Genomic DNA, 21333 nt, shown 5'->3' on the forward strand with positions numbered 1-21333 from the left:
AATGGTCGGGCAATTCGGTCGATTCCGCACTATCGTGCTGGTGTGCCTCGCCCCTTGGGAGAACTCGAAGACGCCGTCATGACGCGGGTGTGGCAGTGGAACCGCCCGGTCACCGTTCGCGAAGTACTGGAAGACCTCCAGCAGGAACGGTCCATCGCGTACACCACGGTCATGACGGTTATGGACAATCTCCATCAGAAGGGCTGGGTCCGCCGGGAAGCCGAAGGCCGCGCCTATCGATATACGGCGGTCTCCACCCGCGCCGCCTACTCGGCCGCACTGATGAACGAAGCCTGGTCGACCAGTGACAGCCCGGCCGCCGCGCTCGTCGCCTTCTTCGGCATGATGTCCCAGGAACAGCGCGAAGCCCTCCGCGACGCCATGCGCGTGGTTCAGCACGACGATCCCGGCACTCCCGCCGATCCCGAGCCCGCACCCGCGGAACCCGAGCCCGCACCCGCCGATCCCGAAGGGGAGTCCGGCGCGCACGAACCCGAGCCGGGGCGATAGCGTCCGGGTATGGGAGAGCTTTCCACCGCAGACGCGAAAACAGTGACCATCCGCCGCGCGCGCACCCGTGATGTTCCGGCGTTGCGCCACCTGCTCGACCAGTACGTGCAGCAGCGGATCCTCCTCGACAAAGCCCCCGTGGTCCTTTACGAGGACATCCAGGAGTTCTGGGTCGCGGAACGCGACGACGACGGCCAGGTCGTGGGGTGCGGGGCTCTCCACGTCATGTGGGAAGACCTCGCGGAAGTACGCACACTCGCCGTCGACCGCGAGTTGAAGGGCGTCGGCGTAGGACATCAGGTGCTCGCCAAGTTGTTGGAGACGGCCCGTCGGCTCGGGGTGAGCCGGGTATTCTGCCTGACCTTCGAAGTGGACTTCTTCACGAAGCACGGCTTCGTCGAGATCGGCGAGACCCCGGTCGAGACCGATGTCTACATGGAGCTCCTGCGTTCCTATGACGAGGGTGTCGCCGAGTTCCTCGGTCTCGAACGAGTGAAGCCGAACACCTTGGGCAACAGTCGGATGCTTCTCCACCTGTGAACGATCACAGCGGCTTTTTCAGGGCCCTGCCGCCCTGTGGCCTATGTCCGAATCGCGCACGTTTCCCGCCTTGTTGAGCTCCTGAACCTCTCACCGGGGGTTTGTGTTTTCCTGGCAAAAGCGGTTTCCTTTCCGCGTACTGCATTTTCGATGAAAGGAAATCCGGTGGCACAGAAGGTTCAGGTCCTTCTTGTCGACGACCTCGACGGTGGCGAGGCGGACGAGACCGTGACGTTCGCTCTGGATGGCAAGACCTACGAGATCGACCTCACCACCGCCAACGCTGAAAAGCTCCGCGGGCTGCTCGACCCGTACGCCAAGAGCGGCCGCCGCACCGGCGGACGCGCGTCCGCCGGCCGTACGAAGGGCCGCGCCGCGGCTTCGTCCGGCAGCCCGGACACCGCCGAGATCCGCGCGTGGGCGAAGGCCCAGGGTCTCAGCGTGAACGATCGGGGCCGCGTTCCGGCCGAGATCCGAGAGGCCTACGAAGCCAGGGGCTGAGGCGTACGCCGCCACAGGCGGGCGCGGTGGCATTCCGTCGCCGCCGCGGCCACCAGTCGTACGAGACCGGGACCGGAGCTCCGTCCGGAACCGGTGCCCCGCCCGGGAGCGGGCAGGGACGGCAGCGATGCCTCGCACCCCAGCTCGGGGGGCCGCAGCCACACGGCGGCCCCCCGAGGGCTTTGCGGCCGGCCCGGCGGCACGGGAGCGGTCATCCTGCCCCCGACGCCCACGGCGACGAGGTCGAGGGGCACCCCGCCCCACTCCAGCCAGTCGAGCAGCCCCTCCAGCTCCTCGGCGGAGCCCGGAGCGACCAGGAAGCGCATCCTGCGCCCCACCAACGCCACCGGACCGGTGGGGACGGGCCTGCGCAGCACCTCGGCCCCGGCATCCGCCGGCAGCTCCAGCACGTCGAACCGGACCCCGGTCACGAGTTGTGCGGGAGACCCGCCGGCGAGCTTCCAGCCGAGGACGCCCTCGTACCAGTGGGACCACGGGGCGCGCACGTCCCGCTCGCGCGGGACACGGGGCGGCGGCACCACGACGGAGCCGACGGAGCCGACGGAGCCGACGGAACCGGCGGGACCGGTCGGGCCGACGGGGCCGGCGGAACTGACGGAGCTCGCGGAGCTGACGGCCATGCCGGAGCAACTGCGCGGAACGCTCCGGGGTTACGCAGTGCGGCGGAAACAATGCGGAACGTAAACATCCGCAGAGTGGAGTCCCACATTCGGGACACGAGCGTGTTCGCCCGTAGCGGAGGGAACGGTGCCCACCGGCATGGAGTGTCCGTCCTTACGGGTAAGACATTCCTAGTGGATCGGGGCGACACGCTGATTTGGGCGGCTTCCGTTCGCCATCGGCGTACACGTGTGACGGGTATCTGCCTGGCCTGCGGGAACATCGTCTCGCAGGATCGGGTTGGAGCAGTAGTCGGCTCTTACGGCCGGTTTTCCTCACCGATGTGGGGGTGAGCCGTGGACGGATGTCGGCAGTTGGAATGAGCTGTCCCGCCTCACGGGACTAGCATGCGGAAGGACAGGGCGGGGACCGACCCCGAACTGCCCGACCGCTCTGAGGAGCGATAAACGATGTTCGAGAGGTTCACCGACCGCGCGCGGCGGGTTGTCGTCCTGGCTCAGGAAGAAGCCCGGATGCTCAACCACAACTACATCGGCACCGAGCACATCCTCCTGGGCTTGATCCACGAGGGTGAGGGTGTCGCCGCTAAGGCCCTGGAGAGCCTCGGGATTTCGCTCGAGGCTGTTCGCCAGCAGGTTGAGGAGATCATCGGTCAGGGGCAGCAGGCCCCGTCCGGCCACATCCCCTTCACCCCGCGGGCGAAGAAGGTCCTGGAGCTTTCGCTCCGCGAGGCCCTCCAGCTCGGCCACAACTACATCGGCACCGAGCACATCCTGCTCGGCCTGATCCGCGAGGGCGAGGGCGTCGCCGCCCAGGTCCTCGTGAAGCTGGGAGCCGATCTCAACAGGGTCCGGCAGCAGGTCATCCAGCTGCTTTCCGGCTACACCGGAGGCGGCAAGGAGTCGGCCACGGCAGGCGGCCCGGCCGAGGGCACCCCCTCGACCTCGCTCGTCCTCGACCAGTTCGGCCGCAACCTCACGCAGGCCGCTCGCGAATCCAAGCTCGACCCGGTCATCGGGCGCGAGAAGGAGATCGAGCGGGTCATGCAGGTGCTGTCCCGCCGGACGAAGAACAACCCGGTCCTCATCGGCGAGCCCGGTGTCGGCAAGACCGCCGTCGTCGAGGGCCTGGCCCAGGCGATCGTCAAGGGCGAGGTGCCCGAGACCCTCAAGGACAAGCACCTCTACACCCTGGACCTGGGTGCGCTGGTGGCGGGCTCCCGCTACCGCGGTGACTTCGAGGAGCGCCTGAAGAAGGTCCTCAAGGAGATCCGCACCCGCGGCGACATCATCCTGTTCATCGACGAGCTCCACACCCTCGTGGGTGCGGGCGCCGCCGAGGGCGCGATCGACGCCGCGAGCATCCTGAAGCCCATGCTGGCCCGTGGTGAGCTCCAGACCATCGGCGCCACCACGCTCGACGAGTACCGCAAGCACCTCGAGAAGGACGCGGCCCTCGAGCGCCGCTTCCAGCCGATCCAGGTGGCGGAGCCTTCCCTCCCCCACACGATCGAGATCCTCAAGGGCCTGCGCGACCGTTACGAGGCCCACCACCGCGTCTCCATCACGGACGAGGCCCTCGTCCAGGCGGCGACGCTGGCGGACCGGTACATCTCGGACCGCTTCCTGCCGGACAAGGCGATCGACCTGATCGACGAGGCCGGCTCCCGGATGCGCATCCGTCGGATGACCGCGCCGCCGGACCTCCGCGAGTTCGACGAGAAGATCGCGGGCGTGCGCCGCGACAAGGAGTCGGCCATCGACTCCCAGGACTTCGAGAAGGCGGCTTCGCTCCGTGATTCGGAGAAGCAGCTGCTCGCCGCGAAGGCCAAGCGCGAGAAGGAATGGAAGGCCGGCGACATGGACGTCGTCGCCGAGGTCGACGGTGAGCTCATCGCCGAAGTCCTCGCGACCGCGACCGGCATTCCCGTCTTCAAGCTCACGGAGGAGGAGTCCTCCCGCCTCCTGCGCATGGAGGACGAGCTCCACCGTCGCGTCATCGGCCAGAAGGACGCCATCAAGGCGCTCTCCCAGGCCATCCGCCGTACCCGTGCGGGTCTGAAGGACCCGAAGCGTCCCGGTGGCTCGTTCATCTTCGCCGGCCCGTCCGGTGTCGGTAAGACCGAGCTCTCCAAGACGCTCGCCGAATTCCTCTTCGGCGACGAGGACGCGCTGATCTCCCTCGACATGTCGGAGTTCAGCGAGAAGCACACGGTTTCGCGTCTCTTCGGTTCGCCCCCCGGCTACGTGGGCTACGAAGAGGGCGGCCAGCTGACCGAGAAGGTCCGCCGGAAGCCGTTCTCCGTCGTCCTCTTCGACGAGGTCGAGAAGGCGCACCCGGATATCTTCAATTCCCTTCTCCAGATCCTGGAGGACGGTCGTCTGACCGACTCCCAGGGCCGGGTCGTGGACTTCAAGAACACGGTCATCATCATGACGACCAACCTGGGTACGCGGGACATCTCGAAGGGCTTCAACCTGGGCTTCGCCGCCCAGGGCGACGTCAAGACCGGTTACGACCGGATGAAGGCGAAGGTCAACGAAGAGCTCAAGCAGCACTTCCGGCCCGAGTTCCTCAACCGCGTCGACGACACGGTCGTCTTCCACCAGCTCACGCAGGAAGACATCATCCAGATCGTCGACCTGATGATCGCCAAGGTGGACGAGCGCCTCAAGGACCGCGACATGGGCATCGAGCTCAGCGGTGAGGCGAAGATGCTCCTGGCCAAGCGCGGCTACGACCCGGTCATGGGTGCGCGCCCGCTGCGCCGGACCATTCAGCGCGAGATCGAGGACCTGCTGTCGGAGAAGATCCTCTTCGGCGAGCTGCGTCCCGGTCACATCGTGGTCGTCGGCGTGGAGGGTGAGGGCGAGGCAGCCAAGTTCACCTTCCGCGGCGAGGAGAAGTCGGCGCTGCCCGACCTCCCCCCGATCGAGGCGACGGGCTCGGGCCCGGACCTCACCAAGGGTGTGTAGGCGCTAGCCGCTGGTTGGCAGGAAAAGGGGCGGCCCCGGGACTTCACAGTCCCGGGGCCGCCCCTTTTCCGCTGCGCCTGCGGTGCCCGGCCCCCGGTCCGGCCCGGGCCCCGGGTTCCGGACCGGGTCTCTGGGGCGCCCCGGGGGCCGGGCCCCGCGTCCCCGGGCGGGCCGGGGGCCCGGGACGGCCGGTGCGGGGGGCCGAGCTCCAGGGGGCCGGTGCTGGGGACGGGTGGGAGCGGCGCCTTCGGGCGGGAGTACGGGGCTTCCAGGCTTCGGGAGGGCGTACGGGGGTCCGCCCAACCCCCGCGCCCCGGGGATGGGGCGTGGGCGCCTTCGGGGCAGGAGTACGGGGCCTCCAGGCCTGGGGGAGGTGTACGGGGCCCGTCCGCCCCTTGGCCCCGGGGGACGGCGGGTGACGGCCGGGGCGGGGCCTCCGGAGCCTGCCCGGTCCGGGCTCTGCGCCCCGGCGCTGCCCCCACCTGTGCGCCGGCCTCCAGCTCCAGCCCCCGGCCCCCGGCCTCCAGGCACCCGGCCCCCAGCACCCGGCCCCCAGCACCCAGCACCCAGCCCGCCGCCCCCCGGGCTTCGGGCGGGGTGGGAGGGGAACGCGGTTCGTGCCCCGCCCCGTACCGTCTCGTGCTGCCCCCGGTCCCCGCCTCGGGGAATGCGGGGGCCGGGGGTGGGCAGAGGGGGTGGATGGGGCGTGGGGGAAAGGGTGTTGGTTGGGGTGACCCGGGTCTCAGTGGGGGGTGGGGGCCGGTGACAAGCCGCACAGAACAAATCGGACCTACTAGGACCTCTCGTAGATTTTGACGTCCCTTTTATCCACCTCCAGGCCCAGCCTGGGGGGCGTCAACAGGAAGCTCGTCCTCCGGTTCGCTACGAGTCCGGGTAGTAACGGGGACGTTTGGGGAAGTCCGGGGACCCGGGTTACCAAGGTTGAGCAAGCCCGGCACCGACGGCTTCACGCCGCAGCGCCGGGTCCTTTCTTGCCCGATCCACTTCCTTGTCCCCGGCCCCGGAGGTCTCCGCATGTCCGCGAACCGCGTCAGCACCCGTCGTACCCGTATCGCCGTCGTCGCCACCGGACTCGGTGCGGTGTTGGCTCTCGGGGCCGGAGCGAACGCGGCCTTCGCCGACACCGCGCCGGCCGCCGCCGGTACCGCCGAACTGGTCGCCGTCCAGGCCCAGGCGCAGGCCAAGGCCGCCACCAAGGCCGCCGGTGGCAAGAACTCCACCTGGAAGAAGCCGGTCAAGCGCTACACGCTCTCCGCGACCTACGGCAAGGGCGGCAGCATGTGGTCGCACAAGCACTCCGGCCAGGACTTCGCCGTTCCCGTCGGCACCCCGGTGTCCGCCGCCGCCGCCGGCACCGTCGTCAAGGCCGGCCCGAACGGTGGCGGCGACGGCCCCGCCTACGGCAACGCCATCGTCATCAAGCACGCGAACAACAAGTACTCGCAGTACGCCCACCTGTCGAAGATCCAGGTCAGGATCGGCCAGAAGGTCGGCGCCGACCAGCGGATCGCGCTGTCCGGCAACACCGGCAACTCCAGCGGCCCGCACCTGCACTTCGAGATCCGCACCACCCCGAACTACGGCTCGGCCATCAACCCGGTGGCCTTCCTGCGCAACGCCGGCGTCAGCCTCTAAGGGATCCGCCGAGCGATCCCCGGGGGATCGCCGACGCCGCGCCCGCCCCTGGGGCCGTACGGCTCCGGGGGGCGCATGCCGGCAGGGGATCAGATCAGCCACGAATGCGTCGGCTTGGTCTTCTTGTCGAGCTTGTTGTTCTTCAGCCCCGTGATCTGCTCCTGGCCCAGGGCCTGGCCGAAGACCCGGATGTGGTCGAGCGGCCCGTCCCACGCCGCGCTCCAGATCCCGTGGTGGCGCGCCCGGCCCAGCTGGAGCGGCCCGGGGCCCGCCCAGATGCCCGAGACCTGCGCCTGGCCGACCATCCTGTCGTCCACCCAGAGCGCGATCGTCTTCTTCTCCGCGTCGTACGTGCCCGTCAGCAGGGCCCAGTTCCGGACCGTCTCGACGTTGTCCGCCACGACCTGCTGCGCCGTCGCCGCCTGGCCCTTGTCGCCGGTCTGCACGCGGAACACCCAGGCCTTCTTGCCGTTGACGACCTCGAAGCCCAGCTCGAACGAGTACGAGACCCCGTCGCCCTGGCTCACCGCCATCCGGGAGCCGGTCTCGGCCACGTTGTAGGCGCGGGTCGAGACGGTGAAGCTCTTCGTGACGTCCACGGCCGCCTCGGCGCCCTGGGCGTACGAGTCGTCCGTGCCCTTGAACCTGACCTCGGTCCGCTTGGAGAGTTCCCCCAGCGAGGCGCCGGGGCCCAGGGCGATGCCCATCCGACCGTTGCGGTCGCGCAGCAGGTTCGGCTCGCCCGCCACGGTGGGGGAGTCGTCCTCCGGGGCCTTCGACTCGGGGGGCTCCGAGGACTGCTCCGAAGGGCTGGGCGAGCCCGAGCCGGAGGCCGCCGTCGTCGGCGTGCCGGAGGGCTCCCCGGAATCCTTGAGCAGGAAGAACGCCGTGCCCGCGGCGACCAGCACCACGGCCAGCGATCCGATCCCGACGGTCAACAGCCGCCGCTTGCGCCGCTGCGCCTCGCTGCGGTCGGCCATCGCCTGCCAGTCCGGCTGCGGCGCGGACGGGGCGAAGGACTCCGGCGCGGGTGCCGACCCCGGTCCCGACCCCGGTCCGAACGGCTCCGCCGGCCCGAACGGTTCCGCGGGCGCGAACGGTTCCGCCGGCGGGAACACCCCCAGGGGCCGACCCGGCCGCGGTTGCCCCGGCGGGGGCTCCTGCTGGTACGGATTCGGCTGCGCGGGCCCCGGTGCGCCGGCTCCCGGCTGCCCCGCGCCCGGCCGGCCGGCGTACCCGTCGGGTATCCCCTGCGGGAATCCGTAGCCACCGCCGCTCCCGGCGGCGGGGTCGGGCTGGGGGCTGTGCGGGCGATCCGTACCGTCAGTCATGGCACGGATGCTAAAACATCGCGGCGACCGAACGAACGGCCGACGGTTCCGATACGGTCGCGATCCGCCCGCCCCCGCCCGGGCCCCGGCCCGCTCCGGTACCCCAACTCACCCCGGCAGCTTGATGATCGGGAAGCTCCCCGTCGCGGTCGGCGCGTGCTCCGGCAGCCACAACACCGCCACCGCGCCCGCCGAGGCGCCCTCGCCGTCGGCGCCGCCCGGCGCCGCGACGTTGCGGAACGTCAGCCGGGCGCCCAACACCCGTGCCTGGCCCTCCGCGATGGTCAGGCCCAGTCCGTGCCCGACGCCCGCCCGGTCCGTCGACCCGGTCCGGAAACGGCTCGGGCCCTCCCGGAGCAGGGCCTCGGGGAAGCCCGGCCCGTGGTCCCGGACGCGCACGACGCGGCCCTCGACGTCGACCTGGATCGGCGGTTGCCCGTACCGCGCGGCGTTCGCCAGGAGGTTGCCGAGGATCCGCTCCAGCCGGCGCGGGTCGGTGCTGACGATCTCGTCCGCGACGATCCGCACGCCCGCCTCCGGCATCAGCGAGGTCACCCGCCGGCTCACGAACTCGCCCAGCGCCACGTCCTGGAGCTCGGCCCGTTCGGACGCGCTGTCCAGCCGGGCCACCTCCAGCACGTCCTCGACCAGCGCCCGCATCGCCTGCGCCCGGTCCCGCACCAGCTCCGTCGGCCGGCCCGGAGGCAGCAGTTCCGCCGCGGTGAGCAGGCCCGTCACCGGGGTCCGCAGCTCGTGCGCGATGTCCGCGGTGACCCGCCGTTCGGCCTCCAGTCGTTGCTGGAGGGCGTCCGCCATGGCGTCCACGGCCCGCGCCAGGTCGTCCGTCTCGTCCCGTACGACGCCGCCGACGGCGTCCCGCACCCGGACCTCGGGGTCCCCGTGCGCGACGCGCTGCGCGGCGGCGGCAGCCTTGCGCAGTCGGCGCGAGATCTGCCCGCCGATGAGCACGCCGAGCGCCGAGCCGCCGATGACGACGGAGAGGGAGCCGATGACCAGGGCCCGGTCCAGGTCGCGCACCATGTTGGCGCTCTCCCTGAAGGGGTGGTGCAGGGAGAGCACCTGCCCGTTGCCGAGCGGCACGGCGGCCCACACCTCCGGCGCCTTGCGCGGACGTTCCTGCACGTAGGTGCCGCGCCGGCCCGAGCGGGCCTTCTCCCTTAGCTGCGGGGGCAGTTCGGGGTCGTTGAGCTTGGCCCCCCAGATGGGCTTGCGGCCCATGTCGGCGTTGCGGGTGGCGATGTACTGGACGCGTTCCAGTTCGGCGTCGCGGGCGCTCTCCAGCATCGACACCCGGGCAGCACTGTGCACGACCAGGCTCAGCGCGACCGCGGTGAGGGCGCCCACGGCGGCGATGGCGAGTGTGATCTTCCAGCGGATCCCCGTGCGGAGGGTGAAGCGCCTCATGCCTTCAGCTTGTATCCGAAGCCCCGGACCGTCTCGATCCGGTCCTGACCGATCTTGGTGCGCAGCCGTTGGACGTGGACGTCCACGACGCGGGTGTCGCCGCCCCAGTCGTAGTCCCAGACGCGTTCCAGCAGTCGGTCGCGGGAGAGCACGGTGCCGGGCGCGGAGGAGAACTCCAGCAGCAGCCGCATCTCGGTCGGCGTCAGGGCCACGGCGGCGCCCGCCCTGCGGACCTCCATGCCCTCGGTGTCGACCTCCAGGTCGCCGAAGGACAGCACGCCGCGTTCCCCGTCGGGCCCCTCGCCGCCGCCCTGGCCGCCGTTCCGCGGTCCGCCGGCGTGCCCGAAGCGGCGCAGCACGGCGCGGATGCGGGCGACGAGGACGGAGCCGTCGAACGGTTTGGTGACGTAGTCGTCGGCGCCGGCCTCCAGACCGAGTACGACGTCGATGGAGTCGGCGCGCGCCGACAGCATGATCACGGGGACGGTGGACTCGTCGCGGATGCGGCGGCACAGGCTGACGCCGTCCATCCCCGGGACCATCACGTCCAGCAGGGCGATGTCGGGCCGGTCGGCCCGGAAGGACTCCAGCCCGGACAGCCCGTCGGGCATGGCGGTGACCACGAAGCCGTCGCGTTCCAGCGCCAGGGTCGTGGCCTCGCGGATGACGTCGTCGTCCTCCACGAACAGCACATGGGTCTCGGCCATGCCCAGCCTCACTTCAGTTCTTCTGCGTCAGGGCCGGCGCGGGCTGTCCGCCGCCGTCGACCACGTTGCTGTACTCCGTGTGCACACGGTCCTGCTCGGTGAACCGCTCCCCGTTCCAGCGGTACGTGATCACGTCCTCGCCTGAGGGGTAGGCCAGGGCGTCGCCCTTGCCGTAGACCTGTTTGATGAGCATCAGGTCGCCCCGGTCGATCTCCGCGTAGACGGGTGACTGTTCGTCCGTGAACACATTCTCGTACTTCCCGCCGTCCGCCCGGTACACGTACGAGCCGAGCCCGAGGGCGTCCGCGCACGACAGGACGTTGACGACGACGTCCACGGAGCCGCCGGCGGTGACCTTCCCGTAGCTCACGTCGATCGGGTACTCCTTGCCCGTGCAGGGCTTCAGGTCGCGTTTGACGGCCGGGCTGACCTTGGGGTCCGCCTTGAGCAGGGCCACCGCGTCGACCTTCTTGAGGGGGCTGCCGGACGCCGACGCGGGCGCGTTGCCGGGCGGGACGGGCGCGGTGTCCGCGCCCTCCGAGGGCCGGGAGGTCCTGGCCACCTGGTCGGTGTGCGCGGGGCCGCCGTCGCGCAGCCCGCTGCCGCCGGTGGAGCAACCGACCGCGAACAGCACGGTGCCGACGAGGACGACCGTCCCCGCCGACACCAGTACGAGCTGCCCCCTCCCGGCCCGGGCCGGGAGGGAGCCTCTGTCATTCAGGTCTGGGCCGTTCAGGCCGCGCACCGCTCCCGCCCCTCGTACCGGCTGGTGTGGTCGCCGCGTTCGAGCGCGCGCATGTCCAGATCCCGGCTCTCCAGCTCCTGCCGGAGCCGGGCCAGTGCGCGGTGCAGGGTGCTCTTCACGGTTCCCGTCGACATCCCGAGCGCCGCGGCCGTCTCCTCGGTGCTCATCTGCTCCCAGTGTCGCAGGACCACCACACTGCGCTGCTTGGGCGCGAGCACCTTGAGGATGTCCATGAGGAGGGCGCGGTCGGCGCGCTGGTCGGAGCCGTCCTCGACGGACGCGTCGGGGAGCTGCTCGGTGGGGACCTCGTCGAGCTTGCGGGCCCGCCACCACTCGGTCCGGGTGTTGATCATGACGCGGCGCAGGTAGGCGTCGGCCAGGGACTTGTCGGCGATGCCGTCCCAGCGGCCGTAGGTGCGCACCAGGGCCGTCTGGAGGAGGTCCTGGGCGTCCGTGGGGTCCGGGACCAGGCGCCGGGCACTGCGCAGCAGCGCGTCCTGCCGGGTGCGTACGTACTCCTCGAAACCGAGCACCTCGCCGTGCGCCATCTCTGACCGCCTCCGCTGCCGTCCAACCGTCTCCGCCGTCTTACGGGTCCGAAGGTACGGAGGGGTTGTCACGGCCCTGTGCGGGTGAGCCTTCGGTGGACGCACGGACAGCCGTAGGTTGTGTAACAGTGCCGTTGAGCTGCGGTTTCCCGGCCCGAAGCGGAATGGTTGAGTCAGCTACGAGCCGGGTTCGAGGGGTGCGCGACCGTCGCGGATTCAGCCCTGCGGCAACCGGTACATGCCCTGCGCGAGCGGTTCCACCAGTCCGTCGGAGACCAGCCCGTCCAGCGCCCGGGCCCGCTGCACCGGTTCGTCCCAGACGGTGTCGAGGACCGCTTGCGGAACCGCGCCGACCGCCTCGCGCAGGACCGCCAGCAGCTTGCCGCGCACCTGTCGGTCGGTGCCGGCGTACGTCTGCCCGCGGCGCGGCGGACCGTCGTGCGCGGGCTTCCCGGCGAGCCGCCACGCGCACAGGCCCGCCACCGGGCAGCGGACGCAGTCCGGGCTCCTGGCGGTGCACACCAGGGCGCCCAGCTCCATGGAGGCGGCCGCCCAGCGGGCCGCCGTCCCCTCGTCCGGGGGCAGCAGGGCGCGGGCGAGGCGGCGTTCGGCGGCGGTGGTGGCGTTCGGCGGATATTCGACCCCGGTAGCGGTGCGGGCGAACACCCGGCGCACGTTGGTGTCCAGCACCGCGTGCCGCTGCCCGTACGCGAAGGAGGCCACGGCGGCGGCCGTGTACTCGCCGATCCCGGGCAGCGCCAGCAACTGCCCGTGCTCGCGCGGTACGTCGCCGCCGTGCCGTTCCGTTATCGCGACGGCCGCGCCGTGCAGGCGCAGGGCGCGGCGGGGGTAGCCGAGCCGCCCCCAGGCGCGGACGGCCTCGCCGGGGGCCTCGGCGGCCAGCGCGGCCGGCCGGGGCCACCGGGCGAGCCACTGCTCGTACACCGGCAGGACCCGGCTGACGGGGGTCTGCTGGAGCATGAACTCGCTGACCATGACCCCCCAGGGGCCGGCTTCGGGCCGGCGCCAGGGCAGGTCGCGGGCGTGCTCGTCGAACCACGCGATGACGGGGGAGTGCAGCGCGTGGGCGACGTCGGGGGAAGGAGTGGTGGATGCAGTCATGGCAGACGGCATCCTGGCACGTTTCGGGCTCAGCGCGTCGGGCCCGGACCGGTGAACCAGACGGCCACGGGGGCTCGGCTCGCCCGTACGGCGGCCACGATCCGACTCATCACACCGGCCAGGGCGACCATCAGCAGGGCGCCGAGGGAGACCCCCAGCAGCAGACCCATCGCCACGTCGTGCGGATAGTGCACCCCGACGAAGACCCGGGAGAAGGCCATCAGCGCGGCCAGCGGCAGCGTCCACACGGCCAACCGGCGCGCGGCCATGGCCAGGCCGACGGCGGCGCCGCCCGCGATGGCGGAGTGGTTGCTGGGGAAGGACCAGTCGCCGTACGCCGGGCAGGCGATCAGTGAGGCGGCCGCCCCGGCGACGGCGCGGCAGGGCCGTTCCTCGTCGACGGTCGACTTCACCGTCTCGGAGACGACGTAGGTGAGGGCGGTGACGAGCGGCGCCAGGACGGCGAGGGCCACGGCCCGGTCGTCGTGCCCGCGCGAGCGCCACCAGACGGCTATGAAGAGCACACCGAAGAGCAGGAGCCCGTATTTGGTCTCGGCCTCGAACGCCGACTGCACCCAGGGGGGCGTGTCTCGGGCCAAGTCGGTGATGTCGCGATAGAGGTCGGAACTGTCCATGGTCACAGACCGTACTCAAGGCCGGATCATGGCCGCATCAGACCCTTGGCCGGAACTTTGCGATCCGCTCTGCTCCCGCAGGCTGATCATCGGCAAAACCTGCCGGTTGTGCGGCATGGGGGGCACTGATCGCGGCGGGAGTTCTCGTAAGGTTCGGTGCGTGGGATCTATGCGCAATCCGGTCGGGCCGCTCCCCTCTTCCATCTACTGGCGACGGAGGGCCGTGTTGGCGTCCGTTGTGGCGCTCCTCGCCCTCCTCGCCGTATGGACCGTCAGTTCCGGCGCGGGCAAATCGAGTACGAACGGCAAGGGCGGGGACGGCTCCGGCCCGCAGGGCACGATCACGGCGGGTCCGTCCCCGTCGGGGCCGGCGATCAGTCAGGCCCCGGGCGGCCGGGTCGAGTCGAGCGGCGGCGGCGGAACGGGCTCCGGCGCCGACGGCGGCGCGGGCAGCGCCGGCAAGAACGGCGAGCCCGGGGGCGGCAACGGCTCGGGCGGCGGCGCCGGTTCGGCCGGCGCGGCCGGCTCCGCGGGCTCGGGCAGCGGCGCCGGCGCGGCGCAGGTGCCGGCGGACTCCCCCCTGCCCACGTGCCCCGCCGGTGCGCTGCGGTGGGAGGTCACGAGCGTCAAGAACGAGTACGAGCCGAACGAGAAGCCCCGTCTCGAACTGCTCGTCCGCAACACCTCCGGCAGCACCTGCAAGGTCGGACTCGGCCCGAAGCAGGCGGTCCTGACGGTCACCCAGTCCACCGGCGCCAAGGTCGTCTGGTCCTCCGGCGACTGCCCGACGGGCGCCGCGGAGGTGTTCTTCCGGGTGCCGGCGCAGGGCGAGACGAAGCAGTCCCTGGAATGGGACCGCACGTTCAGCGCCGCGGACCAGTGCCAGACACCGCCGCCGGGCACCGCGGCCCCCGGCACCTACGCGGTCGAGGTCAAGGCCCCGGGCATGCCGGTGGCGCAGGCGTCCTTCGTCCTGAAGCAGGACTGAGGCTCCGGCGGCGACGCCGGGGGCATCCGGGCAGCCGGGCGCCCGGGGCGCCGGGACCGTCCGGGGTCAGACGTAGCGTTCGAGGATGGAGGACTCCGCGAGGCGCGACAGGCCCTCGCGGACGCTCCGGGCGCGGGCTTCGCCGACGCCGTCCACCGTCTGGAGGTCGTCGACGCTCGCCGCGAGCAGCTTCTGCAGTCCGCCGAAGTGCTCCACCAGCCGCTCGATGATCGCCCCCGGCAGCCGCGGCACCTTCGCCAGCAGCCGGTACCCGCGCGGCGAGACCGCCGAGTCCAGGGTCTCGGGGGAGCCCGTGTAGCCGAGGGCCCGCGCCACGATCGCCAGTTCCAGCAGCTCCGGGTGCGTCAGCGCGTCCAGCGCGGGGAGCGCCTCCTCCACCGTGCGGGAACGCTTCGCCGTCGGCTCCGGGACGTAGTCGCGGATCACCAGCTCCCGCTCCTGCTCGATGCCGACCGTCAGCTCGTCCAGCTGCAGCGACAACAGTCGCCCGTCCGTGCCCAGTTCGATCACGTACTCGGCGATCTCGGTCGCGATCCGGCGGACCATTTCCAGCCGCTGGGCGACCGCGGTCACGTCGCGGACCGTCACCAGGTCCTCGATCTCCAGCGCGGACAGCGTTCCGGCGACCTCGTCGAGGCGCAGTTTGTACCGTTCCAGCGTGGCCAGGGCCTGGTTCGCCCGCGACAGGATCGCCCCGGACTCCTCCAGGACGCGGCGCTCGCCGTCCACGTACAGCGCGATCAGCCGCATCGACTGCGACACCGACACGACGGGGAAGCCGCACTGCTTGGACACGCGGTCCGCCGTGCGGTGCCGGGTGCCGGTCTCCTCGGTGTGGATCGACGCGTCCGGCACCAGCTGCACGCCGGCCCGCAGGATCTTCGTGATGTCCTTGTCCAGGATGAGCGCGCCGTCGAGCTTGCACAGCTCGCGCAGCCGCGTCGCGGTGAACTCCACGTCCAGCACGAAACCGCCGGTGCACATCGCTTCGACGGACTTGTCCATGCCGAGGACGATGAGCCCGCCCGTGTTGCCGCGGACGATCCGCTCCAGGCCGTCACGCAAGGGCTGACCAGGTGCGACCGCGCTCAGCGAGGCACGCATCATGGCCTCCTGCTTGGAGCTCGCGCCCGACTTGCCGGATGCTGCTGCCCCGTCCTTGGCTGCCACTGCACTCCTCCGGTCGCGGGTCGTACCGCCCCGCGCCACGGGCACGAGGGCGTGCGTACGGCCGGGCGGACCAGCGCAAAGTCTACCGGCGCGGGCTGTGCCCCCGCCGTTCCTCGGCCGGTACCCGTGCAGCGGACGGTTTCGGGAGGCCCCTGACCTGCTGCCCCGCCGGTTGGTGGACCCTTCGATTCCGCTCCGGGCCGGGCTCCGGGGACGTCGGCCGGCGCGGCCTGCGCCCGTCGGCGTGGCTCTCCCCGCGCCGTCCGCTACTCCGCCGCGCGCTCCTTGGCCGGCGTACGGGAACGGCCGCGCGGCAGCGCCCGCAGCGCCTCGCCCATGTCCGCGACCTCCGTCACCTTCATGCCCGCCGGAACCTTGCCCGGGTCCGCCGGCACCAGCGCGTGCGTGAAGCCCAGCCGGTGCGCCTCCGCGAGCCGCCGCTGCACGCCGGTCACCCGCCGCACCTCACCGGCGAGGCCCACCTCGCCGATCGCCACCAGGTTCTTCGGCAGCGGCACGTCACTGGCCGCCGAGGCCAGCGCCAGCGCGATCGCCAGGTCCGCGGCCGGCTCGGTCAGCTTCACCCCGCCGACGGTCGCGCTGTAGATGTCCCGCTTGCCCAGCGCCGTGATCCGGCCGCGCTGCTCCAGCACCGCCAGCATCATCGAGACGCGCGAGGTCTCCAGCCCGGACGTGGTCCGACGGGGCGAGGGGATCTGCGAGTCCACGGTCAGCGCCTGCACCTCGGCGACCAGCGGGCGCTTGCCCTCCAGGGTCACCGTCAGACAGGTCCCGGGCACCGCCTCGGCGCGCCGGGTCAGGAAGAGGCCGCTCGGGTCGGCGAGCCCGGTGATCCCCTCGTCGTGCAGCTCGAAGCAACCGACCTCGTCGGTGGCCCCGTACCGGTTCTTCACGCCGCGCACCAGGCGCAGCCGCGCGTGCCGGTCGCCCTCGAAGCTCAGCACCACGTCCACCAGGTGCTCCAGCAGGCGGGGGCCCGCGATGGCCCCGTCCTTGGTGACGTGGCCGACGAGGATCGTGGACATGCCCCGCTCCTTGGAGGCCCGGATCAGCGCCCCGGCCACCTCGCGCACCTGGGCCATGCCGCCGGGCGCGCCGTCGATCTCGGGGGAGGCGATGGTCTGTACGGAGTCCAGGACCAGCAGGGCCGGCTTCACGGCGTCGAGGTGGCCCAGCACCGCGGACAGGTCGGTCTCGGCGGCGAGGTAGAGGTGGTCGCTGAGGGCGTTGATCCGGTCGGCCCGCAGCCGCACCTGGCTCGCCGACTCCTCGCCGGTGACGTACAGGGTGCGGTGGTCGCCGTTGGCGGCCTTGGCCGCGACGTCGAGCAGCAGCGTCGACTTGCCGACGCCCGGCTCACCGGCCAGCAGGACGACGGCCCCGGGGACGAGGCCGCCGCCGAGGACGCGGTCCAGCTCGTCGACGCCGGTGCTGCGGGCCGTCGCCGTCCGTCCGTCGACCTGGCCGATCGGCAGCGCGGGCGCGGACACCCGCCCGGCCGCGGTGGTCCGCACGGCGGGGGCGCCGCCCATCTCCTCGACCGTCCCCCAGGCCTGGCACTCCGGGCAGCGCCCGAGCCATTTCGCGGTCGTGTAGCCGCACTCGGTGCAGCGGTAGGACGGCCGGTCCTTGGCGGATGAACGAGCGGTGCGGGCAGCCATGGGCCCACGGTAGCGGCCGGCACCGACAACGTTGGACGGAGCCGGTCGTCAGGGAGGCTGTCAGCGAGGCTGTCAGCGCGGTGGCGATCTGTTCACCCGTAAGGACTAAAACTGCTGAAGGCTTCCGGGCCGTCACCGGCGCGCCGCCTACGGTCGCCAGGTGAACAGCAGCGACCAGCGACATCCCGTACCGCGCACCGGCGCACACCGGGCGCACGGGCGCACACCCACCGCGGGACCGACGGGGAGCGCGCCCGCCCCTGCCGACGGCGCTGTCGAGGGGGCCGCGTGGCCCGAGGGGACGGGGCCCGGACGGACGGCTGCCGGGCGGCCGGGCGCGGCCGGCGCCCCGGACGCCGCCGGCGAGCCGCCGAACCCGCCGACACCGCCGACCCCGGCGCCCTCACCGCCGCAGCCGAACCAGCCGCCGCCCTTCCGGCACGAGCCCTACCTGGACGGCCTGTTCACGTACTGCCTGTCGGTGCTGTGCGACCACGACGCCGCCACCGACGTACTCGGTGACGTCCTCGCCGTCGCCGAACGGCACCCCGGGCGCTGCCCCGACGAGGGGGAACGGCGGGCCTGGCTGTACGCCCTCGCCCGTTGGGCCTGCCTGCGCCGGCTCGCCGAGCAGCGGCGCGCGCGCCAAGGGGCGCACTGCGCCCGGCGTGCGCCGGAGCATGGGCATCCCGACCGTGCGCCGGAGGAGCGCCGCGGGCTCGACGTCAGCGCCTACCGCCGTACGGAACTGGCCCGGCTCGCCTGGCCCGAAGCCGCCGGCACCACCCCCGAGCAGCGCGAGGCCCTCGAACTCGCCGTCCGCCACCGCCTCGGCGTCCCCGAGCTCGCCTCCGTCCTCGGCACCGCCCCCGCGGCCGCCCGGGAACTGTTGTCCGGGGCCGCCTGCGAGGTGGAACGCACCCGTGCCGCGCTCGCCGTCGTCGAGACCGGCAACTGCCCGGTCGTCTCCCGCCTCACCGGCGACGACGGGGACGGGGGCGACGGCAACGTGCTGCTGTCCAGCTCCCTGCGCGCCGAACTCGTCCGCCACGTCGACGACTGCCCGCGCTGTCGCCGCGCCGCCGAACGCGTCGGTGCGGGCGCGCCCTGGCCCGGCACCGGCGGCGTCAACGCCGCGCTCCCGCTCGTTCCGGCCCCCCGCCCCGCCGTCCACGCCGCCATGCTCCGCTCCGGACGCCGCCGCGGCGGTCGCCCCGGCCCGCGCTTCGACCGGACCGGCTTCCCCATGGACCCCAAGGACCGCGCCGCCCGCCGCGACCGGCTCCGGGCCCGCGTCGTGACCACCACCGTCGTCGCGACCGTCGTCGCCGCGCCGGTCATCGCGCTGTGGGCCGCGTACCGGGGTGCGCCCAGCACCGGCGAACCCGTCGGGGGCGAGGGCACCCGGATCTCCGCCGGCGAGTCCGACATCCCGCCGCCGTACGCCGACGGCCGCACGCTCACCGCGTACGAGAACACCGGCAACACCGCCTACACCACCGGCGAGCCGGGCTTCGCTCCGGGCGCCGCCGGCCCCGACGTCTCCGTCGAGGTCATCAGCGTCGGCCAGCCCCCGACCCCGGAAGCGGCCGGTCCGGGCAGCCCCGGCCGGCTCACCGCGTCCGCCACCACCCGGGGATCCGTCACCCTGCTCACCCTCACCGCCTCGGGCGGCAGCCCCGTCGACTGGCGGCTCTGGTCGGACGCCCCGTGGCTGCGGGCGAGCCGGACGGCGGGCACGATGCGGCCCGGAGAATCGGTCACCCTGCGGATCACGGTGGACGCCGCCGCCCAACCCGTCGGCGCCTGGAGTGCCCGGGTCGGGGTGGACCCGGCCGGCGCGGTCGTCGCCATCCAGGGCCGGGGCCGCCCGGCCCCCGCCCCGGAGCCCCCGCCGGCGCCCGCCCCGACCCCCACGCCCACCCCGAAGCCGACCCCGACGCCCACGCCCACGCCGACCCCCACGCCGACACCGACCCCGACCCCGACGGATCCGGGCACCCCGACGCCGACGCCGGAACCCTCCTCAGGAGGAACGGTTTCCCCCGACCCGGGCCCGACGCCGGTCGGGGGGTAGGGGGAAGCGGCCTGAACTCCGCGTCGGGCCGCGTCCCGCGTCGGGCCGGTTCCGCGCCCGGCCGGGTTCCCGCGTCAGGCCGGGTCCGCCGGGTGCGGGGCCATCGGCAGTAGGGACGCCAGCCGCGCCTCGCAGAGGGCGACGAGGGCCTCGTACCCCTCCTTGCCCATCAGCTCCGTCAGCTCCGGTCGGTACGACACGTACACCGGGTCGCCCGCGCCGTGCGCCGACGTCGCCGACGTGCACCACCAGTGCAGGTCGTGGCCGCCCGGACCCCAGCCGCGCCGGTCGTACTCGCCGATCGACACCTGCAGGATCCGGGTGTCGTCCGGGCGGTCGATCCAGTCGTACGTGCGCCGGATGGGCAGCTGCCAGCACACGTCCGGCTTCGTCTCCAGCGGCTCCTGGCCGCTCTTGAGCGCCAGGATGTGCAGGGAGCAGCCCGCGCCCGCCGGGAACCCGGGCCGGTTCAGGAAGACGCAGGCGCCGTCCCAGCGGCGGGTCTGCTTCTCCCCGTCGTCGTCGAACTGCGTCCAGCCGCCCTCGCTGCCGACGTCGTGGAACTGCCACACCTCGGGCGTGAGCCGGGCGACGTGCTCCGCGACGCGCTTCTCGTCGTCCTCGTCCGAGAAGTGCGCGCCGAGCGTGCAGCAGCCGTCGGAGGCGCGGCCCGGCTGGATGCCCTGGCAGCCGCTGCCGAAGATGCAGGTCCAGCGCGAGGTCAGCCAGGTCAGATCGCAGCGGAAGACCTGCTCGTCGTCCGCCGGATCGGGGAATTCCACCCAGGCCCGGGGGAAGTCCAGGCCCTTCTCGTCAGGCTCCTTGCCCTTGTCCTTCTTCGAGCGGGTCTTGTTGGCCTTCTTCGTATTTGGCACAAACCCAAGCCTAAGCGCCCCTTACTCCACCCCTACGCGTCCCGCCCAGTAGCGTTTCTCGTATGAGACTCGGTGTCCTTGACGTGGGTTCGAACACGATTCATCTGCTGGTGGTGGACGCGCACCCCGGCGCGCGCCCCCTGCCCGCGCACTCGCACAAGGTGCAGCTGCGGCTGGCGGAGCTCCTCGACGAGCACGGCGCCGTGGGCCCGGAGGGCATCGACCGGCTCGTCACGGTCATCGGCGACGCCGTGCAGGCCGCCGAGGACAAGGGCTGCGAGGACCTGCTGCCCTTCGCGACCAGCGCGGTGCGCGAGGCCACCAACGCGGACGAGGTCCTCGCCCGCGTCCAGGCCGAGACCGGCCTCGACCTGCCCGTCCTCAGCGGCGAGGACGAGGCCCGGCTGACCTTCCTGGCGGTCCGGCGCTGGTTCGGGTGGTCCGCCGGCAAGCTCCTGGTGCTGGACATCGGCGGCGGCTCGCTGGAGATCGCCTTCGGCATCGACGAGGACCCCGACAAGGCCGTCTCCCTCCCCCTCGGTGCCGGCCGGCTCACGTCCGCCTGGCTCCCCGGCGACCCGCCGGCCCCGGCGGACGTGAAGGCGCTGCGCAGACACGTCCGGGCCCAGATCGCCCGTACCGTCGGCGAGTTCAGCCGCTCCGGCCTGCCGGACCACGTCGTGGCCACGTCGAAGACCTTCAAGCAGCTGGCCCGCATCGCGGGCGCGGCCCGGGAGGCCGACGGCCTCTACATCCAGCGCGACCTGACCCGGAAGTCGCTGGTCGAATGGGTCCCGCGGCTCGCGTCGATGACCACCCTGGAACGCACGGCCCTCCCGGGCGTCTCCGAAGGCCGCGCCTCCCAACTCCTGGCCGGCGCCCTGGTGGCGGAAGCCACGATGGACCTCTTCGGCGTGGACGAACTGGAAATCTGCCCCTGGGCCCTCCGCGAGGGCGTCATCCTCCGCAGACTGGACCACCTGCCGTAGGGAGTCGGGCGGCGGGGATCCGGGGCGGGCGGAGTGTCCTCGACCCGGATCAGGGAGGTTCGGGGGCTTCCCGCCGACCCCACCGACCCGGACGCGGGGTGCACCGCCCACCCCCGACCCCGTCCATCCCGGTGACCCCCACCCCGAAGCCACCGGCCCCCGCCCCCCGACCCCGGCGGCGGGGGACCCGTAAT

19 protein-coding genes are annotated in these 21333 nt (G+C 72.4%); 8 read left to right on the forward strand and 11 right to left on the reverse strand.

Annotated elements, in window-relative coordinates:
* Positions 1-42 precede the first annotated feature (42 nt).
* The 3 genes from ACZ4XJ_RS30845 (at position 43) to ACZ4XJ_RS30855 (ending at position 1551) form a co-directional block, all read left to right on the forward strand.
* The gene (locus ACZ4XJ_RS30845; protein ID WP_362882128.1) at positions 43-510 is read left to right on the forward strand and encodes a BlaI/MecI/CopY family transcriptional regulator; all 468 of its coding nucleotides are present in this window, start codon (positions 43-45) and stop codon (positions 508-510) included.
* Positions 511-519: 9 nt separating this feature from the next.
* The gene (locus ACZ4XJ_RS30850) at positions 520-1050 is read left to right on the forward strand and encodes an amino-acid N-acetyltransferase (RefSeq protein WP_362882130.1); all 531 of its coding nucleotides are present in this window, start codon (positions 520-522) and stop codon (positions 1048-1050) included.
* A 165-nt stretch (positions 1051-1215) separates the two neighbouring features.
* A complete protein-coding gene (locus tag ACZ4XJ_RS30855; protein ID WP_281211103.1) occupies positions 1216-1551 on the forward strand; it encodes a histone-like nucleoid-structuring protein Lsr2 in 336 nt (111 codons plus the stop codon).
* On the opposite strand, the gene ACZ4XJ_RS30860 is transcribed toward ACZ4XJ_RS30855, so the two are convergent.
* The gene (locus ACZ4XJ_RS30860; protein WP_468498085.1) at positions 1533-2192 is read right to left on the reverse strand and encodes an SCO3374 family protein; all 660 of its coding nucleotides are present in this window, start codon (positions 2190-2192) and stop codon (positions 1533-1535) included. The two genes, ACZ4XJ_RS30855 and ACZ4XJ_RS30860, sit on opposite strands and share 19 nt — an antisense overlap.
* Before the next feature lie 450 nt (positions 2193-2642).
* Between ACZ4XJ_RS30860 and ACZ4XJ_RS30865 the strand changes: the two genes are divergently transcribed.
* Complete coding sequence (locus ACZ4XJ_RS30865) at positions 2643-5168, forward strand: ATP-dependent Clp protease ATP-binding subunit (protein ID WP_362882134.1); 2526 nt, start codon at positions 2643-2645, stop codon at positions 5166-5168.
* Positions 5169-6203: 1035 nt separating this feature from the next.
* The gene (locus tag ACZ4XJ_RS30870) at positions 6204-6824 is read left to right on the forward strand and encodes a M23 family metallopeptidase (protein WP_362882135.1); all 621 of its coding nucleotides are present in this window, start codon (positions 6204-6206) and stop codon (positions 6822-6824) included.
* Between the two features lie 89 nt (positions 6825-6913).
* Here ACZ4XJ_RS30870 and ACZ4XJ_RS30875 read toward each other — a convergent pair whose 3' ends face one another.
* The 7 genes from ACZ4XJ_RS30875 to ACZ4XJ_RS30905 all read right to left on the reverse strand — a co-directional run bounded on the left by ACZ4XJ_RS30875 (position 6914) and on the right by ACZ4XJ_RS30905 (position 13337).
* A complete protein-coding gene (locus ACZ4XJ_RS30875) occupies positions 6914-8155 on the reverse strand; it encodes a LamG-like jellyroll fold domain-containing protein (protein ID WP_468498086.1) in 1242 nt (413 codons plus the stop codon).
* Positions 8156-8263: 108 nt separating this feature from the next.
* Positions 8264-9580: a two-component system sensor histidine kinase CseC gene (cseC, locus tag ACZ4XJ_RS30880; protein WP_362882139.1), complete on the reverse strand. Its 1317-nt coding sequence runs from the start codon at positions 9578-9580 to the stop codon at positions 8264-8266.
* Positions 9577-10287 (reverse strand): two-component system response regulator CseB, encoded by a 711-nt coding sequence (gene cseB, locus ACZ4XJ_RS30885; RefSeq protein WP_362882140.1) that lies wholly within the window; start codon positions 10285-10287, stop codon positions 9577-9579. Before cseB ends, cseC begins: the two co-directional genes overlap by 4 nt.
* 13 nt (positions 10288-10300) lie before the next feature.
* Positions 10301-10954 carry a hypothetical protein gene (locus ACZ4XJ_RS30890; protein WP_362882141.1) on the reverse strand — a complete coding sequence of 218 codons (654 nt, stop codon included), beginning with the start codon at positions 10952-10954 and terminating at the stop codon, positions 10301-10303.
* A gap of 65 nt (positions 10955-11019) precedes the next feature.
* Positions 11020-11580 (reverse strand): SigE family RNA polymerase sigma factor, encoded by a 561-nt coding sequence (locus ACZ4XJ_RS30895; RefSeq protein WP_281209186.1) that lies wholly within the window; start codon positions 11578-11580, stop codon positions 11020-11022.
* Between the two features lie 216 nt (positions 11581-11796).
* Positions 11797-12702 carry an HhH-GPD family protein gene (locus tag ACZ4XJ_RS30900; RefSeq protein WP_362882143.1) on the reverse strand — a complete coding sequence of 302 codons (906 nt, stop codon included), beginning with the start codon at positions 12700-12702 and terminating at the stop codon, positions 11797-11799.
* Between the two features lie 29 nt (positions 12703-12731).
* On the reverse strand, positions 12732-13337 hold the full coding sequence (locus ACZ4XJ_RS30905) for a phosphatase PAP2 family protein (protein ID WP_362882145.1): 606 nt from the start codon (positions 13335-13337) through the stop codon (positions 12732-12734).
* A gap of 223 nt (positions 13338-13560) precedes the next feature.
* On the opposite strand from ACZ4XJ_RS30905, the gene ACZ4XJ_RS30910 reads away from it, so the two are divergent.
* The gene (locus tag ACZ4XJ_RS30910) at positions 13561-14325 is read left to right on the forward strand and encodes a hypothetical protein (protein ID WP_468498087.1); all 765 of its coding nucleotides are present in this window, start codon (positions 13561-13563) and stop codon (positions 14323-14325) included.
* A gap of 66 nt (positions 14326-14391) precedes the next feature.
* Here ACZ4XJ_RS30910 and disA read toward each other — a convergent pair whose 3' ends face one another.
* Both disA and radA read right to left on the reverse strand, forming a co-directional pair.
* On the reverse strand, positions 14392-15516 hold the full coding sequence (gene disA / locus ACZ4XJ_RS30915) for a DNA integrity scanning diadenylate cyclase DisA (RefSeq protein WP_362882148.1): 1125 nt from the start codon (positions 15514-15516) through the stop codon (positions 14392-14394).
* Between the two features lie 266 nt (positions 15517-15782).
* Positions 15783-17198 (reverse strand): DNA repair protein RadA, encoded by a 1416-nt coding sequence (radA, locus tag ACZ4XJ_RS30920; protein ID WP_362882150.1) that lies wholly within the window; start codon positions 17196-17198, stop codon positions 15783-15785.
* 160 nt (positions 17199-17358) lie between these two features.
* Between radA and ACZ4XJ_RS30925 the strand changes: the two genes are divergently transcribed.
* Positions 17359-19275, forward strand: a complete 1917-nt coding sequence (locus ACZ4XJ_RS30925) for a BACON domain-containing protein (RefSeq protein WP_468498088.1) — start codon at positions 17359-17361, stop codon at positions 19273-19275.
* Positions 19276-19349: 74 nt separating this feature from the next.
* On the opposite strand, the gene ACZ4XJ_RS30930 is transcribed toward ACZ4XJ_RS30925, so the two are convergent.
* A complete protein-coding gene (locus tag ACZ4XJ_RS30930) occupies positions 19350-20150 on the reverse strand; it encodes a DUF3109 family protein (RefSeq protein ID WP_362882152.1) in 801 nt (266 codons plus the stop codon).
* Positions 20151-20212: 62 nt separating this feature from the next.
* Between ACZ4XJ_RS30930 and ACZ4XJ_RS30935 the strand changes: the two genes are divergently transcribed.
* Entirely contained in the window at positions 20213-21139 is a 927-nt protein-coding gene (locus ACZ4XJ_RS30935; RefSeq protein WP_468498089.1) for a Ppx/GppA family phosphatase, read from the forward strand.
* The last annotated feature ends 194 nt before the right edge of the window (positions 21140-21333 follow it).

It is taken from the genome of Streptomyces sp. NPDC029836 (assembly GCF_055574495.1).

Coding starts and splice junctions, on each gene's coding strand:
- ACZ4XJ_RS30875 (WP_468498086.1), bottom strand. CDS start 8,155: ATGACTGACGGTACGGATCGCCCGCACAGCCCCCAGCCCGACCCCGCC.
- ACZ4XJ_RS30850 (WP_362882130.1), top strand. CDS start 520: ATGGGAGAGCTTTCCACCGCAGACGCGAAAACAGTGACCATCCGCCGC.
- ACZ4XJ_RS30900 (WP_362882143.1), bottom strand. CDS start 12,702: ATGACTGCATCCACCACTCCTTCCCCCGACGTCGCCCACGCGCTGCAC.
- ACZ4XJ_RS30935 (WP_468498089.1), top strand. CDS start 20,213: ATGAGACTCGGTGTCCTTGACGTGGGTTCGAACACGATTCATCTGCTG.
- ACZ4XJ_RS30905 (WP_362882145.1), bottom strand. CDS start 13,337: ATGGACAGTTCCGACCTCTATCGCGACATCACCGACTTGGCCCGAGAC.
- ACZ4XJ_RS30895 (WP_281209186.1), bottom strand. CDS start 11,580: ATGGCGCACGGCGAGGTGCTCGGTTTCGAGGAGTACGTACGCACCCGG.
- cseC (WP_362882139.1), bottom strand. CDS start 9,580: ATGAGGCGCTTCACCCTCCGCACGGGGATCCGCTGGAAGATCACACTC.
- ACZ4XJ_RS30865 (WP_362882134.1), top strand. CDS start 2,643: ATGTTCGAGAGGTTCACCGACCGCGCGCGGCGGGTTGTCGTCCTGGCT.
- ACZ4XJ_RS30860 (WP_468498085.1), bottom strand. CDS start 2,192: ATGGCCGTCAGCTCCGCGAGCTCCGTCAGTTCCGCCGGCCCCGTCGGC.
- cseB (WP_362882140.1), bottom strand. CDS start 10,287: ATGGCCGAGACCCATGTGCTGTTCGTGGAGGACGACGACGTCATCCGC.
- radA (WP_362882150.1), bottom strand. CDS start 17,198: ATGGCTGCCCGCACCGCTCGTTCATCCGCCAAGGACCGGCCGTCCTAC.
- ACZ4XJ_RS30870 (WP_362882135.1), top strand. CDS start 6,204: ATGTCCGCGAACCGCGTCAGCACCCGTCGTACCCGTATCGCCGTCGTC.